Here is a 15,894-nt window from a genome sequence, read left to right as displayed (position 1 = left end):
TTATTAAAACGTTAATCAAAGCTAATTATTGTCTGCAAATTTCTGGTAATCACTACACAAAAATTACAGTAGCTTTTGATAGGTCCGCCACCAGAGGTCAGGAACTTCGCCATTAACCGCGGTATTATAATCTTCGTAACGGCATGGTATCAGATGGTAGCGTTCATTTTTGGAAACCCCGCTGGGATAAGGAACCTGCATCCACCAACGATCTGATTTCTTACTTTTTACAAAAAGCATTTCTCCTGGTCCTTCGTTCAGACTGGTTCTGTAGATCAGATACTGGGATTTGGGTGTTAAAGGAAAATCTTTTTTCCGGTTATAATAACCATCTACAAAATACCAAACCATTTGTGCCAGCAGCATTGCACTTTGTCCATTATTGTCAAAGGCCGGATTAAATTCATAGAAACCGATCGAAGTGAGTTTATCGTTCATACCAGCATACCTGGTGATCCTGCAGGCCTGTTCTCCATAGAAACCATTAGGTCCTGCATTGGCATTGGCTCCTGCATCAGAAGACCGAATGGCAGAAAGATCAAAGCTGAGCATATTGGCGTTTCTGATGATGGGCTCTGCCGGACTAATGTCTTCAGAGAATTCTCCCAGCCGGTGTACATCAAAATAAAGCTTGTTCATTACCCTAAGGCTGTCCTGATTCACAAAGTAGGTCTGATAGCCGATATTGCTGAAATTGAACAAGTAGTTCGGCTGATGTAAGAAGATCTTGTTGAGATAGGTATCAGAGCGCGCTTCTATTCCTTCATGATCATCTTCATCCAGGTCAAAGCGGTTATCAACCACCACGAGGTCTACTTTTTGCTCCAGGGCTTCATAAGCCATATATTGCGCATAGGTCAGGTCTTGTCCACCACCAATAATGACAGGTAAGATGTGAAGTTTGATCAGTTCAGCCACCACCATTTTGAGGGCGATATAGGTATCAGAAATATTGGCACCGGCTTTAATGTTTCCCAAGTCAACGATCTTACTGGTAAAATCGCCTTCATGGAGCAGATAGAATTGTGCCCTGAAATAATCCGGACCAAGTGCGCAACCATTGTTGTTTACCGCAGCCCGGTCGTCCAGTACACCTATAATGGCAATATCATAACTGTTTTCTTCCAGTTCAGGAAATTCATCAGTGTAAAAACTGGCCTTTAATCCCAGCTGACTGGTATAAAATCCCGGTTTAGGCGTGATTTTATCAAGGCTTAAAGGAGAAAAAAAATCTGATAAGGACATAAAGTAATATAATCTATGGCATCAAATATCTATTTTTGAGAGCATATATTAATAAGAGTACGTTTAAATAAATTTTAAACATACCCGGAACATCCTAAAAGAAATGAAATGATACTGGTTACCGGCGCTACTGGATTTTTAGGAGCAGAACTGATCCAACAACTCACCCGTGAGGGCATCAGGGTTCGTGCACTGAAAAGGACGACCTCTTTAATTCCTGAATTACTTGTTACTGAACCCTTAATTGAGTGGGTAGTAGCCGATATTAATGATCCGGCAACACTGGAGGAGGCCTTTGAAGGGATTACACAGGTTTATCATTGTGCAGCAATGGTATCTTTCCATCCAAAAGATAAGGAACAACTGCTCAAAATAAACATTGAAGGCACCAGTAATGTGGTTAATCTTTGCCAGGAAAAAGGCATCCGGTTACTTCATGTGAGTTCAGTAGCCGCCCTGGGCAATCCTAAAAAAGGCATGACACTGATTACAGAAGATGACTATTGGGTCTATGATGCCCACGTACATGCTTATGCAATTTCAAAATATGAAGGAGAAATGGAAGTTTGGCGGGGAATTGCCGAAGGCCTGGACGCAGTGATTGTAAATCCTTCTGTCATTATTGGTGCAAATGCTGGTTTTGAAGGTAGCGGGGCTATATTCAAACTGGTGAAAGAAGGACTATCCTATTACACCAAAGGAGCTACCGGCCTGGTGGATGTACGCGATGTGGCCACTGCGATGATCGCATTAATGAACAGCGGAAAAAGTGAAGACCGTTTTATCCTTTCGTCCGAAAATTACAACTACCAAACTTTGTTCAGTTCTATTGCCAGAGGCTTTGGTGTTAAAGCTCCCGCTAAAGAAGCTAAGGCCTGGATGCTCGGAATTGCCTGGAGGGCCGCAAAAATCATTTCTATTTTTACCGGCAAACCAGCCGCACTAACCAGTGATGCGGCCAGGAGCAGTCTGAACGAGAGTTTGTACAGCAACGATAAAATTAAAAAAACCATAGGTATAGAGTTCAGACCACTAGAACTTAGTATTGCAGAAACCTGCACCGCCCTGCTAAACAGGGATAAAAATTAAAATTGACATGAATCAAAAGAACTACTACATTATTGATTTCGACAGTACTTTTACCCAGGTGGAGGCCTTGGATGAACTTGCCCGTATTTCCCTTAAAAAGCACCCGGACAGAGAATTGATCTATAAAAAGATTGAAGACTATACCAATCTGGCCATGGAAGGAAAGCTTTCTTTCGGCGAGAGCCTGGCGCAGCGCGTAAAATTACTGGAAGCAGACGAGAACCACCTCAAGCAACTCATCAAACACCTGAAGAAAAAGGTTTCCAGTTCTTTTTCCCGTAATGCAGAATTTTTCAAGAAACATGCTGATGAAGTACTTATTGTTTCAGGAGGGTTTAAAGAGTTTATTACACCTGTAGTGAGCCAGTACCACATCAAAAAGGAAAATATTTATGCCAATACCTTTGTAACCACTGGTGATGGCAAGATTATCGATTATGATCATGCCAATCCTTTAAGTGAGGAAGGTGGAAAAGTAAAGCTTATGCAGCACCTGAACCTGGAGGGTGACCTGTATGGTATTGGTGATGGCTATTCTGATTTCCAGCTCCGGGAGAGCGGGCTGATCAAAAAATTCTATGCGTTTACGGAGAATATTGCCCGGGAGAGTATTGTTAAAAAGGCCGACCACGTTACGCCAAGTTTCGATGAATTTCTTTATGTAAACAATTTACCCAGAGCGATTTCCTACCCTAAAAACAGGATTTTATGCCTGGTGATCGGTGAGGCAACACCAGAGAGTATTGACTTGCTGAAAAAAGATGGTTTTTCGATACGTCACAAGGAGACTTTTGAGGAAAAATATGTTGCTGATGTGCATATGTTGCTCCTGGCAGACGGGGAGCATATTGAACCGGAAACTTTAAAAAGAGCGGTTAAACTTAAAACCATTGGTTACCTGGGCAATGCCAAAAGGCTGGAACTTCAAACCTGTACAGAAATGGGTATTGTCGTTTTTGACGACCCGAAACACAATCCGCGCAACCAGAATTTTATTCCTAAGCGGATGATCGACTTTATGAATACCGGTACCACCTATATGAGTCATAATTTCCCGAACCTGCAATTGCCCCGGATAGAGAAATCCCACCGCTTGATCCATATTCACCACAATATTCCTGGAATTATGGCGAAGATCAACACTATTTTTGCTAAACATGACATCAATATTGTAGGGCAGTTTCTAATGACCAATCCGACGATTGGTTATGTGATCACAGACATTAACGCTCAATACGATAAAGCCCTTTTTAAAGCGCTTAAGAAAATTGAGCAGACCATTAAATTCAGGGTATTATATTAAGACTAAAGTGTGGGTTTTCAGGGCTCTTAGTGTAAGAAACACACCATTTAATCTGAAATTAAACCAGTGCGGAATAGGTTTTTTTAACTACTTTTGATTGAATTTTTAGAATATACGGCAGTGACAGAGACTTTAAACATTAAAACCACTAAAGCTACGCAGTCCAGATTAGCTGGGACTGACTTAACAAACCTGCCTTTTGGCAAGGTTTTTACTGATCACATGTTTATCGCAGAATACGATAATGGCGAATGGACAAACCTGCAGGTCCTACCTTATGGTCCGATCCCAATGAGCCCGGCGATTTCTGCCCTACACTATGGACAGGCTATTTTTGAAGGCATGAAGGCTTACCGCCAGGCGGATGGTAAGATCAGTGTTTTCAGAGCAGACAAGAATTTTGAGCGCTTCAACAAATCAGCGGTCCGGATGTCTATGCCGACCATTCCTGAAGAAGTCTTTATGCAGGGTATTGCAGCCCTGATTAAAACAGATGAGGCCTGGGTGCCTAACCAGGATGGTTATTCCCTGTACCTTCGTCCGGTGATGTTTGCTACAGACCCTTATTTAGGTGTCCGTGCTTCAGACAAATATATTTTTGCTGTGCTGACCACCCCAACAGGCCCATATTACAGCAAAGCCCTGAAAGTTAAAATAGAAACTGAATATACACGTGCCGATGAAGGCGGTGTTGGTTTTGCCAAAACTGCCGGTAATTATGCCCGTTCTCTATATCCTTTTGCCGAAGCTTTAAAAGAAGGTTTTGACCAGTTAATCTGGACAGACGCGGTTTCGCATGAGTTTATTGAAGAGGCTGGTACCGCCAATCTACTCTTTGTGATTGACGGCAAACTGGTTACTCCTTCTGTAAGAAACACCGTATTGGACGGGGTGACCAGAGATACGATCATTCAACTTGCCCATAAAGCAGGTGTTGAAGTAGAAGAAAGACGGGTAAGTGTTAAAGAAGTGATTGCAGGTATTGAGAGCGGCCGCTTAACGGATGCTTTTGCTGCGGGTACTGCGGCAACAGTAACACCGATCGGAGAAATCAGCTACGAAGGCAAGCTGTATACCTTAACGGATCCTTCTACCCGTACAGTTTCTGCTGGTATTGCAAAAACCCTGAATGATATCCGCTACGGCCTTGCCCCGGATGAATTTGGCTGGAACTGGGTATTATAAGCCCGGTTTAAAATTTACGTCATGTTTTTTCGGCATGATGATTTTCTTTGAGGCGCCTGAGAACCACAGGCGCCTTTTTTATGCACTGAAATTGGTAACATCTGTCAGACAATTTCTTCCCTTCGTTCTTCTTTACTAATTTCAACATTTCAAACACACCTTACAAAAATGAAAAGAATTCTACTCTGCAGTTTAGCTGTAGTTTGCGCATTCAGCTTTTCAAGTCATGCACAACTCAAAAAACTCAATAAGCAGCAAACTTTTGGCGGCCAGCCATCTCTAAGCACTACTTTGCCTTATATTTATGGCTGGAGCGATGACCGGCATTTTATAGAATACAATACAAAAGCCGGAAAATTTGAAACGGTTGATGTGAAAACCGGAGCGCATGCGGTGTATAGTCCCCCGGTCAAATCGAAGGAGGAGACACCGGTTAAAGAAGGCGACAAGAACCCTACCTTATCTCCGGATGGAAAATACATGGCTTTTACCCGTAACAATGACCTCTATGCGGTGGAAGTTGCGACCGGAAAAGAAATCCGGTATACGACTGATGCTACCGATGTCATTTATAATGGATATTCTTCCTGGGTCTATTTTGAAGAAATTTTAGGCCGTCCTACAAAATACAAAGCTTTCTGGTGGTCACCAGACAGCAAACATCTGGCCTTTATGCGTTTCGACGACACCAAAGTTCCTATGTTTCCAATCAATGGATCTACCGGCCAGCATGGCTATACGGAGAAAACCAGATACCCGAAAGCGGGCGATCCCAATCCTGAAGTGAAGATTGGCTTTGTACCTTCAGCGGGGGGAAAAGTGGTCTGGGCAGATTTCAATGAAAAGGACGATCAGTATTTTGGCACACCCTACTGGAGCTTTGACAGCAAGAACATGATGGTTCAATGGCTAAACCGCGGTCAGGATAACTTGAAATTCTATAGTGTTGACCCTTTGACGGGATCAAAGAAAGAGATTTATGATGAAAAGCAAAGTTCCTGGATTGATCTGGATTATGATGGCCGTATTGAGTACCTGAAAGACAATAAGCATTATATCTTGAAAAGTGACAAAACAGGCTGGGCTCATTTTTACCTCTATACCCTTGCCGGCAAACTGGTCAATCCAATCACCACAGGAAAATGGCAGGTAACTCGTTTGCTCAAAGCAGATGAACAGCATAAGGTAATCTATTTTATGGCACGCAAGGAAGCTTCTACACGCACAGATTTGTACCGTGTTGACTATAGTGGTAAAAATCTCAAGCGACTAACTTTTGGTGATTACACCCATCAGGTAGAACTTTCCCCGTCTGGCGATAAATTTATCACCACCTATTCCAATGTTTCCACCCCGCCAAAGAGAGCTTTACTGGACAATAACGGAAAGATCCTGAAAGAATTAGGAGATAGCAAATCAGCAGACTTTGGTCAATATGCTTTTGGTAAAACGGAGATGATCACCATTCCTACAGATGATGGCTACCTGCTGCCTGCAGTGATCACTTATCCAACAGATTTCGATCCGGCTAAACGTTATCCGGTTATTTTCAGTATGTATGGTGGCCCGAATGCGGGAACTGTAACCAATACCTGGAAAGGAACAGCCAACCAATGGTGGGCAAATGAGGGTATTGTACAAATTTCGGTTGACCATCGTGCTTCAGGCCAGTTTGGAAAAGAAGGTGTTGCCCTAATGCACCGTAACCTCGGCAAATGGGAAATGAAAGACTATATGACCGCAGGCAGATGGTTAAAAGCCCAACCCTGGGTAGACCAGAATAAGCTACTCATTACCGGGCACAGCTATGGAGGTTATATGACCTGCATGGCCTTAACTTATGGAGCAGATGTTTTTGACTATGGATATGCCGGTGCACCTGTAACCAGCTGGGAGCTATACGACAGCCATTATACAGAACGTTTTATGGATACGCCGCAGGAAAATCCGGAAGGGTATAAGAATGCTTCGGTGCTGACTTATGCCGACCGTTACAAGGGATTGCTGAGGATTATGCATGGGGATATGGACGATAATGTGCATATGCAAAACACCATACAGCTGATCGATAAGCTGGAAAATTTAAACAAACATTTTGAACTGATGATCTATCCGGGTGGAAGACACGGTTGGGGCGGGGCAAAATCGGCCCATGACCATTCTGAACGGATTCGTTTTTATTATCTGAATTTGCTCAATAAGCCGGTCCCGGCTGAATTGTTATAATCATATTCTACTGAAAAGGGCTGCAGCCCTTTTCAGTTATGCTCCTGTTTCCGTTGCGCTCTTCTTTTCTGGCGGTTTGCCCTACGCTTGTCTCTTTCTGTTTTCATTTTTTCAAATCGTGCGACCTGGGCCTTGATTTGCGCTTCCTTTTGAGGGGTAACGCCAACACTATATTTAATGCCCTGGAATAGCGATTTCCAGATCAGATTGAAGAAAGAGCGGTCTGGTGCACGCTTATAGTCAATGACGGCTTTACTGAGTATTCCCTCTTTACTTGGATTCTGCGGATTGATAATCAGATTGTTGGCCAGAAAGGATAGAAAACCCTGCCGGATCAGCCAGACTGTACCAGCTTCCCGCTTCAGGACCGCAATAGCCAGATCGTGGTACTTAAAAACCATACTTCCGGATGCACCATGCTCATCTGCTTTCAAGTCAAAACTCAGTTCATCAACTACACCACTTTTGATATGGACCATCCCCAGAGGCTTGGTTACAGCATTCATTGCCGGCCCGTTCAATCCATGAAGAAGGCCTGAATAAGCAAAAGCTCCATCTTCGGCCAATAGATCAAAGGTAAATTTTGTATCTAACTTTCCTTGTCCCATCATGTAAGTGGTCAGGTCTGCAACCATAAATTTGTTCTTTTGCTTTGCGGCCGGAGCATTGGTAATGTTGGTAATGGTTCCAGAAGTATTTTCAAAAGTGATCTTTCCTTTTTGCTTGCTGTTGCGGTCAAACTCCGCGTAAGCGATATTCAGGTGATAAAGGTCCAGTTTCTGGATCGTGATCTTACTGCCCACCTTCTGCAAAAGCTGGTGCGGATACTTCCCTGTTTTAGGTTCCTTTGGCTTTTCCAGCTCATTGTTGTTAAATACAGAAACTGCGCCGTCGCCAATACTCATCTGTCTGGCAAACAGCTCCTGCTTCTTGATATACAGTGGCAAATTAATTCCGGCCAGCTGAAGATCGTTCATCCGGATACTGTATCTGTCTTTGGCGTATCCCACCTTTTGACCAAATTGCATTTCGCTGTATCTGGGCAGTAACTCAAATTTATCTATATGAAGCAATCCGGTCGAGGCCTTGAAATTCATTTCCGAAAGGTGAATATTGTAGAGACTATCGGGGGTGGCATAGGAATAATCATCAAGATTGAGCATGATGTCTTTAAGGAGGTACATCCTGGTGGTATCTCTTGCAGAGTCCTTGTCGATCAGCCAGTCCGCAAGCGTAACATTCAGGTTGGCAATGGAGTCTATTATTGGCTTTGCCTTGTTGTTATCTACATATTTGAAAGCAGCCTCCCGGAAATTCACCGTATCTACACTCAATTCTTTCAGAACTTTCGAGATATAATCATAAGGCGATTTCAGTGGCCTTGGAGCCCTGTTTTCGTTATAATCCATCTGACGGTTCACCATGGTGATCATAGGCCGGTTAATTTCTATCTCATCTATATTCAGCTTTTTATCTTTGAACATTCTGAACAAATGAAAATTCAGTGCAGACAATTTTCGGAGTTCTATATGATACACATTATTTGGCGCCTTTTTTAAAAGCCGAAGTTTCTCCAGTACTATCGGATCTGGAATAAGTTTAACATTAGAGAGGCTGGCGTTAGCCGTCAGAAGATTGATACTTAGACCCGTAAAATCAAGATGATACAGCCCTTCAGTTGAACGAGGTACGAGCTCACGGAGTTCCTGTTCGATCAAGGGTTTAATACGGAGTTCAAAATATATAAATCCCGTTCCAAAAACCAGAAAGACAACCAGTGCCACCAGGGCCATCCATTTAACGCTATTGAATTTCTTAGTGATCTGATCTGGCATTTGTTAAGGCAAATATCTTTTCTAAGATACAATTTTATCCATACAGAATACGCCAGGCCTCTAGCCTTTTGTTTTCTTTTCCAGACGTTGTTTCTTTTTTTCTTTGACTTTCTCATAGGCTTTTTCCGGACTTTTGACTTCCACCATCCCTATTCCTATAGTCTCTCGCATGCCCACAAAAACACCTTTCCAGAGCAAATTAAAAAAAGAAGCTGCCGGACTGCGCTGAAAAACAATATTTGCAGTCCGAAGGGCTTTACCCTCAGAAGGGTTGGCGTCAATGATCACCAGTTTATTCGCCAAAAAGGATAAAAAACCCCTTTTCTTAGCCGGCGCGCCGTCCTCTCCTTCTTTAAGTAAAGAAACTTTAAGGTCTTTGTAGTAAAAGTGCATCGTTCCCTTTGAGCCCTGAAGATTGGCCTGAATATCAAAATCAGCTTTCTGCACTTTCCCCTGCTCAATTTTAACCAGTCCAAGCGATTTAGCCAAAGGATTTAGCGCGACCATATCCATCGGACCAACATTACCTGAATAGTGAAAAGCGCCATTCTTATCCTCAAGGTTAAAATCAATTTTTACATGCAGATCGGCCGCTTTCATAATTCTTGTGCGCAGATCAGCATAGGCATGATTTTTTTTAGGCAATTGCAATGTGTCGTTGGTGATGTTGAGCAATTGTCCGTGCAAATGGTCCAGTTTGACAGTTCCCTTTTCTTTGGCAATGGGGTTGTACTCCGTATAGGCTACATCTATATGGTCCAGCTGTACCGTATCAATCAACAACTGCAAAGGCAAACGCTGAAGGGCAATGTGCGGATAATTCCTTCCTTTATCAAAAGAAGGAGGCGGAAGTTCCCGGTTCATAAAGACGGCTGCTTTTCCAGGACCTATCTGGAGAGAACTGGCATGTAGCCGGCCTTCGTCATCCAGCCGGGTAAAATTAAGCCCTTTAAAATCCAGGGCAGAAAAGTCCAGGTTATAACGGTCTTTTTGTACTTTATATTTGCGTGTAAACTCCAGCTCCGAATACATTGGAATCATTTTAAGCCCCCTGATTTTCAGCATTCCACCAGTAGCAGAACCCCGAAGGGTATCTATCTTCATCGTATACATTTTATCTTTACTGAGTGCGCTGTAACCAAACAGTTCAAACGCGACATCTTTTGCATAATAAAATCGGGCTGGGTCATGTCTGGAAGCAGAATCCAGCAACAAATCTTCTACCCTAAGATTGAAATGTCTGATCTGATGCAGTTTCTCCCAATTGGTTCCGCTGATATAGTCTATATCAGCATTGTTCATCTTAATTTGTCCTACATGCACAGATTTAAATGTTCCCGAAAGCATCTCAAACAGAGAGGGTCCTTCTTCTTTCTTCTTCCTTGCCACATCATTATGGATCATATGCACAGACGGCTGGTCCAGAAGAATACTGGAAATATCTATTTTCTTTTTAAAATAGGCTTTCAGTATGGATACTCCCGAAATCTTGAGGTGGGCCAGCTTTACCTGGAAGATGTTGGAAGGGGCCAGACCATAGTCTCTTAACATACGAAATTCAGCGGTATCCGGTATCAGTGTAAGGGTATCCAGCGTTACATTTCCAAGGAGTATATTTAAATGAATGTCTTTAAAATCTATTTTATATAAATGATGTGACCCATTGTATACTTCCGTCTTGATCCTTTTAGTAATTCGTGGTTTCCATTTAACACTAAAATACATAACAGCTGCTCCGACAAGCAGAAACAGAGACAGAAAGGAGACAATGATCCATTTCCATATTCCAGACATTTTTCGTTTTTTGGTCATAAGCATCCAATCTAGAAACAGAATCTGTACAATATCTCTGCCACTTTGTCATTTACGAAATTATTTATGTATTTTTGGAGTCCCAATAAAGAGTAACTATATATGATTGATTTACAGCTAACAGATAAGACACACGATGAAGGACGCCAGGGCGAGGCTTTAGTAATAGATGCACCCGCAAAGCGCAACGGCAGAAAGCTCTATATCGAAAGTTATGGTTGCCAAATGAATTTTGCAGACAGTGAAATCGTAGCATCTATCTTGCTGGACCAGGGTTTTGAAACCACCGGGGATTATAAAGAAGCGGATGTGGTGTTCATCAATACCTGCTCCATCAGAGAGAATGCAGAACAACGGGTTAGAAACCGTCTTTCTCAGTTTGGTGTCGAAAAACGCCGCAATCCAAAACTCATCGTAGGTGTACTGGGCTGTATGGCCGAGCGCTTAAAATCAAAGTTTTTAGAAGAAGAAAAACTGGTAGATGTTGTAGTTGGACCTGATGCTTATCGTGATCTTCCACAGCTGATTGGTCAGGTAGAAGACGGGCAAAAAGCCATCAATGTACTCCTGTCAAGAGAAGAAACTTATGCAGACATCAGCCCGGTGCGTTTAAATGGAAATGGCATTACTGCTTTTATTTCGATTATGCGGGGCTGCGACAATATGTGCTCTTTTTGCGTGGTTCCTTTTACCCGCGGAAGGGAGCGCAGCAGGGATCCACATTCTATTTTAGCTGAAGCACAGGATTTGTTTGATAAGGGTTATAAAGAAGTGACCTTACTTGGGCAAAATGTTGACTCCTATAAATGGAAGGGGGCAGATGCTGCAGAAAATGCTGAAATTGAGGTTAACTTTGCCCAACTCCTGGAGAAAGTGGCATTAATCAGCCCTGAAATCCGGATTCGTTTCTCTACCTCACATCCTAAAGATATTACCGATGAAGTTTTATACACTATCGCCAAATACGATAATATTTGCAATTATATCCACCTTCCTGTTCAATCCGGAAGCAGCAGGGTCCTGGACCTGATGAACCGTACATATACACGTGAATGGTACATCAACCGGATAGACGCCATCAGAAACATCATTCCAGACTGTGCCATCTCTTCTGATATCATTGCAGGTTTCTGTACCGAAACAGAAGAAGAGCATCAGGAAACGCTGACCATGATGGATTATGTGGGTTATGATTTTGCTTTTACCTTCAGTTATTCTGAAAGACCCGGTACGCTGGCTGCAAGAAAACTGGAAGATGATATTCCTGACGAGGTAAAAAGACGCAGGTTAAGTGAGATTCTGCTTAAACAACAGGAATGGTCCTTATACAGGTTGCAGCAAAATGTAGGTAAAACACTCCGCATTCTGGTCGAAGGTCCTTCTAAAAAATCAGATAAAGACTATTGTGGCAGGACAGACCAGAACGCAATGGTTGTTTTCCCGGCCTCTGAAGAAATTAAAGCAGGGCAATATCTGAACGTATTCATTGAACGTTGTACTTCAGCTACCTTATTGGGCAGAATAGCAGATTAATATATGGATATACAAGACATTAAAAACCGCTTCGGGATTATTGGGGGCTCTCCTCTTTTGAACCGGGCCATAGATACTGCCAGACAAGTTGCTCCTACAGATATGTCTGTTTTAATTACAGGAGAAAGTGGTAGTGGCAAGGAAGTTTTTTCGCACATCATACATCAGTTGAGTGCCAGAAAACACGGGGCATTTATCGCCGTGAACTGTGGGGCTATTCCCGAAGGAACAATTGATTCGGAATTATTTGGACATGAGAAAGGATCTTTTACTGGTGCTCACGAAGCCCGGAAAGGTTATTTTGAAGTGGCCAACGGAGGTACTATATTTCTTGATGAGGTAGCAGAACTTCCATTGGGTACCCAGGCCCGTTTGCTGAGGGTACTGGAAAGTGGAGAATATCTTAGGGTGGGTTCTTCCAAAGTACAAAAAACGGACGTAAGAATTATTGCAGCCACCAATGTGGATGTTTACAACCGTGTAAAGTCAGGAAAGTTCCGCGAGGATCTTTATTATCGCTTAAACACTGTCCCTTTGAGGATACCTGCCCTGCATGAGCGTAAAGAGGATATTTATTTACTGTTCAGAAAATTTTCGGCAGATTTTAGTGATAAATACCGCAGTCCGGGCATTCAACTGGAACCAGATGCCATACAAATGCTCAGCAATTACAGCTGGCCTGGTAATGTGCGCCAGTTAAAAAATATTGCAGAGCAAATCTGTGTACTGGAAAAAGACAGAAATGTAACTGCACAGGCCCTGCTGAACTACATTCCTAATGAAAGTTCCGGCAATCTGCCTGCCTTAAGCGGACAGCACAATAAAGAAGATTTTACAGAACGTGACATCCTGTACAAAGTTCTTTTTGATATGAAAAAGGATATGATGGAGCTTAAGAAATTGGTTGCAGAGATTATCCAGAGCGGAGGAAATACATCTCATATTATTGCAGACAACCCTCACTTCATCAATCAGCTTTACCAGGATGCAGAACTGGGTTCTGGTCTGGAACCCACGCTGACCATAAAAAAGCCCGTATCCAATACTCCTGTAGAGTATAATTATGCACACGATGCAGAAGAAGTAGAAGAATCCCTGTCTTTAATTGACAAGGAATCTGATCTGATCAAAAAAGCATTAAAGAAGCACAAAGGCAAACGTAAATTTGCCGCGCAGGAACTGGGTATCTCCGAACGGACATTGTACAGAAAGATTAAGGAATTGAATTTGAATTAATATGAAGAAATTATCGATACTGCTCGTACTTATTGTGGTTATGTTCAATTCCTGTTCGGTCAGTTTGAAAGGGATTTCCATTCCAGACAACATGAAAACCATCAATGTACAGTTCTTTGAGAACAATGCACCCCTTGTTATCCCAACATTAAGTCAGGATTTCACTGAAGCGCTGAAGAAACGCATCCGGGAACAGACCCGTTTAAGCCTTAGTCAAAATGAGGCCGATGCAACGATTGAGGGTCGAATTACCAATTATGAGATTGTACCCGTAACCATCACGGATAATCAGCAACTTACCCCTGGAACCAACAGGATCACGATTACCATTACGGCAAAATACACCAATAACATCAATCCGAAACAGAGTTTTGAAGAGACTTTTACCAAGTTTAAAAATTTCCCGTTAAACGGATCGACGATACAGCAACTTGAACCCCAACTGATTAAAGATGTGAATGTGATGCTGATAGACGATATTTTTAACAGGGCTTTTGCTCAGTGGTAAACTAAATGAATTTCAATCCCTAACTTAGCAACGTGGAGCTGGAAAAAAATAGACAAGATAGACTTTCAATATTACTTGCCGAGCCAAATCTGGCAGATCAGCAGGATATTTCTTTATTAGAAGATCTGACAAGGCTGTATCCTTATTTCCAGCCCCTGCATCTGCTGTCGGCAAAAGCAAATACCACTGATGAGCGTTCAAGGAATAGGGCTGCATTTTATACCAATGGGTCCTTACTTCACAAAGTACTGGAACAGCAGGAATGGCCACTTCAGAGAGATATTGAATTGATCGGTGCGGTCCCTCAGTCAAATCCCGAAGAGGAAGAAGAAGAGGAAATATTTGAAGAAATTTCAGAATTGAATGTGGAAGATTTTCGGACTGCTGCTCATCAGCCCCCTCCTGCCCAGGATGATCCTTCTTCAAGAATAGAGACTATTGAGGATGACTTTGTATTAGAGGGTATGTCTGTTGACTTCTTTGCTTTCGAAGAAAAATTTGCCCCTGAAGATTCCAGGGAAGAGGTTGCTCCTCCTGCCGATGTTCAGCCCGAAGAGACGGTAACCGTGAGCAATTATCATGACGATACCTTACCTTATACCTTTTTATGGTGGTTGGCCAAGACCCGAAAAGAGCATCAGTCAATTTTTCAACCTTACGCCTCCCCTAAAAAAAGCAATAATCCTGGTGAGCTGCAGCAGCAGTATGTAGAACATATATTTCACCTTCAAAGTCCGTTTGATGCGGATGAAGTGACTAGCAATACCATACAGGCAAAACCCATTGATCATAAAGAAACGGAGATCATTGACAATTTCCTGAAAAAGGATCCACAAATCAGCCCTCCGAAGGCAGAGCAGATCGACAATGAGAACAAAGCAAAGAAAAGTGCCGAAGACCACAATGACCTGGTGTCGGAAACCCTGGCCAAAATCTATATTGAACAAATGCTTTATCACAAGGCAATAGATACTTATCAAAAATTAAGTTTGAAGTTTCCAGAAAAAAGCCGTTACTTTGCCGACCTTATCCAATCTTTAGAAAAGAAAATTTAACTATATAAACGACTATGATTTTTTTAATTATTTTATTGATCATCATTTGCATCGCATTAGGCCTGTTTGTTTTGATACAAAACCCTAAAGGTGGTGGTTTAGCTACAGGTGGTTCGGGAAGTAACATGTTTGGGGTTCAGCGTACAGGTGATGTTCTGGAAAAAGGTACATGGATTTGTCTGACTTTAATCGTTGTGATTTCTTTAACTGTAACCACAATTGCAAAAACAGGAAATACAGGATCGGGACCTTCCAAGATTCAGGAACAGTTGGATAAAACTGTTGCACCTTCTCCGCTTGGACAATTACCGGCAAACAATACACAGAAACCTGCTCCGGCACCGACTCCTGCTGACCAAAGTAAGCCAGTTAAATAAGACGGTTCCATTAACCCATATAGAAAGCCCGTTAAGATTTACTCTTAACGGGCTTTCTGCTTTCTGCTTTCTGCCACTCTGACACAAAACGTAAACACCTCAAAGCATTAGCTGACAAGGCTGTGTAAATTTGGCAAGCTATAGGGGCTTGGCATAAAAACTGATACTATGAGTACGGCGTATTATGCGCTTTTCATATTTAATATAAAATTTAAATTTAAGAATAAGTTATGGCTTTAAACTTTAAACCTAATGCAGATAGAGTAGTTGTTGAAGCTGCCGCTGCAGAAGAAAAAACAGCTTCAGGTATCTATATCCCTGATACCGCTAAAGAAAAACCTCAACAAGGAGTAGTAGTAGCAGTTGGTCCGGGTAAATATGCAGACCAGACTGGAAATTTAATTCCTTTGAGCGTTAAAGTTGGAGATCAGGTTTTATACAGCAAATACGGTGGTACAGAAGTAACCATCGAAGGTAAAGAGTATTTAAT

The 15,894-nt window shown here is 42.3% G+C and carries 13 protein-coding genes; 10 read left to right on the top strand and 3 right to left on the bottom strand.

What is annotated here, in order from left to right; genetic code table 11:
- Positions 1-63 precede the first annotated feature (63 nt).
- Entirely contained in the window at positions 64-1,245 is a 1,182-nt protein-coding gene (locus tag DBR11_RS08330) for a formimidoylglutamase (protein WP_108551505.1), read from the bottom strand.
- Positions 1,246-1,353: 108 nt separating this feature from the next.
- On the opposite strand from DBR11_RS08330, the gene DBR11_RS08325 reads away from it, so the two are divergent.
- From DBR11_RS08325 to DBR11_RS08310, 4 genes are all read left to right on the top strand, one after another.
- Positions 1,354-2,334: an NAD-dependent epimerase/dehydratase family protein gene (locus tag DBR11_RS08325; protein ID WP_108551503.1), complete on the top strand. Its 981-nt coding sequence runs from the start codon at positions 1,354-1,356 to the stop codon at positions 2,332-2,334.
- 7 nt (positions 2,335-2,341) lie between these two features.
- Positions 2,342-3,637: an HAD-IB family phosphatase gene (locus DBR11_RS08320; protein ID WP_108551501.1), complete on the top strand. Its 1,296-nt coding sequence runs from the start codon at positions 2,342-2,344 to the stop codon at positions 3,635-3,637.
- A 120-nt stretch (positions 3,638-3,757) separates the two neighbouring features.
- The gene (locus tag DBR11_RS08315) at positions 3,758-4,822 is read left to right on the top strand and encodes a branched-chain amino acid aminotransferase (protein WP_108551552.1); all 1,065 of its coding nucleotides are present in this window, start codon (positions 3,758-3,760) and stop codon (positions 4,820-4,822) included.
- A 168-nt stretch (positions 4,823-4,990) separates the two neighbouring features.
- On the top strand, positions 4,991-7,048 hold the full coding sequence (locus tag DBR11_RS08310; RefSeq protein ID WP_108551498.1) for a DPP IV N-terminal domain-containing protein: 2,058 nt from the start codon (positions 4,991-4,993) through the stop codon (positions 7,046-7,048).
- Positions 7,049-7,080: 32 nt separating this feature from the next.
- On the opposite strand, the gene DBR11_RS08305 is transcribed toward DBR11_RS08310, so the two are convergent.
- Both DBR11_RS08305 and DBR11_RS08300 read right to left on the bottom strand, forming a co-directional pair.
- Complete coding sequence (locus tag DBR11_RS08305) at positions 7,081-8,883, bottom strand: hypothetical protein (RefSeq protein WP_108551496.1); 1,803 nt, start codon at positions 8,881-8,883, stop codon at positions 7,081-7,083.
- 60 nt (positions 8,884-8,943) lie between these two features.
- A complete protein-coding gene (locus tag DBR11_RS08300) occupies positions 8,944-10,695 on the bottom strand; it encodes a hypothetical protein (protein WP_108551550.1) in 1,752 nt (583 codons plus the stop codon).
- Positions 10,696-10,797: 102 nt separating this feature from the next.
- Between DBR11_RS08300 and miaB the strand changes: the two genes are divergently transcribed.
- The 6 genes from miaB to groES form a co-directional block, all read left to right on the top strand.
- On the top strand, positions 10,798-12,228 hold the full coding sequence (gene miaB, locus DBR11_RS08295; protein WP_108551494.1) for a tRNA (N6-isopentenyl adenosine(37)-C2)-methylthiotransferase MiaB: 1,431 nt from the start codon (positions 10,798-10,800) through the stop codon (positions 12,226-12,228).
- 3 nt (positions 12,229-12,231) lie between these two features.
- The gene (locus DBR11_RS08290) at positions 12,232-13,464 is read left to right on the top strand and encodes a sigma-54-dependent Fis family transcriptional regulator (protein ID WP_108551492.1); all 1,233 of its coding nucleotides are present in this window, start codon (positions 12,232-12,234) and stop codon (positions 13,462-13,464) included.
- Between the two features lies 1 nt (position 13,465).
- A complete protein-coding gene (locus DBR11_RS08285) occupies positions 13,466-13,972 on the top strand; it encodes an LptE family protein (RefSeq protein WP_108551490.1) in 507 nt (168 codons plus the stop codon).
- A 32-nt stretch (positions 13,973-14,004) separates the two neighbouring features.
- Positions 14,005-15,027 (top strand): hypothetical protein, encoded by a 1,023-nt coding sequence (locus DBR11_RS08280; protein ID WP_108551488.1) that lies wholly within the window; start codon positions 14,005-14,007, stop codon positions 15,025-15,027.
- 14 nt (positions 15,028-15,041) lie between these two features.
- Positions 15,042-15,404, top strand: a complete 363-nt coding sequence (gene secG / locus DBR11_RS08275; RefSeq protein WP_108551486.1) for a preprotein translocase subunit SecG — start codon at positions 15,042-15,044, stop codon at positions 15,402-15,404.
- Between the two features lie 230 nt (positions 15,405-15,634).
- Positions 15,635-15,894, top strand: a 260-nt coding sequence (gene groES, locus DBR11_RS08270; RefSeq protein WP_108551484.1) for a co-chaperone GroES, incomplete at its 3' end; no start/stop codon positions are given.

Origin of the sequence: Pedobacter sp. HMWF019 (assembly GCF_003061025.1) — a bacterium.
Classification (GTDB): domain Bacteria; phylum Bacteroidota; class Bacteroidia; order Sphingobacteriales; family Sphingobacteriaceae; genus Pedobacter.
The sequence above is the reverse complement of the archived record's forward strand: the minus strand, read 5'-3'. Positions and strand labels throughout refer to the sequence as shown.

Bases quoted from the DNA above. Each gene is read 5' to 3' on its own strand.
- DBR11_RS08330 (WP_108551505.1), bottom strand. From the start codon at position 1,245: ATGTCCTTATCAGATTTTTTTTCTCCTTTAAGCCTTGATAAAATCACG.
- DBR11_RS08325 (WP_108551503.1), top strand. From the start codon at position 1,354: ATGATACTGGTTACCGGCGCTACTGGATTTTTAGGAGCAGAACTGATC.
- DBR11_RS08320 (WP_108551501.1), top strand. From the start codon at position 2,342: ATGAATCAAAAGAACTACTACATTATTGATTTCGACAGTACTTTTACC.
- DBR11_RS08310 (WP_108551498.1), top strand. From the start codon at position 4,991: ATGAAAAGAATTCTACTCTGCAGTTTAGCTGTAGTTTGCGCATTCAGC.
- DBR11_RS08305 (WP_108551496.1), bottom strand. From the start codon at position 8,883: ATGCCAGATCAGATCACTAAGAAATTCAATAGCGTTAAATGGATGGCC.
- DBR11_RS08300 (WP_108551550.1), bottom strand. From the start codon at position 10,695: ATGACCAAAAAACGAAAAATGTCTGGAATATGGAAATGGATCATTGTC.
- miaB (WP_108551494.1), top strand. From the start codon at position 10,798: ATGATTGATTTACAGCTAACAGATAAGACACACGATGAAGGACGCCAG.
- DBR11_RS08290 (WP_108551492.1), top strand. From the start codon at position 12,232: ATGGATATACAAGACATTAAAAACCGCTTCGGGATTATTGGGGGCTCT.
- DBR11_RS08285 (WP_108551490.1), top strand. From the start codon at position 13,466: ATGAAGAAATTATCGATACTGCTCGTACTTATTGTGGTTATGTTCAAT.
- secG (WP_108551486.1), top strand. From the start codon at position 15,042: ATGATTTTTTTAATTATTTTATTGATCATCATTTGCATCGCATTAGGC.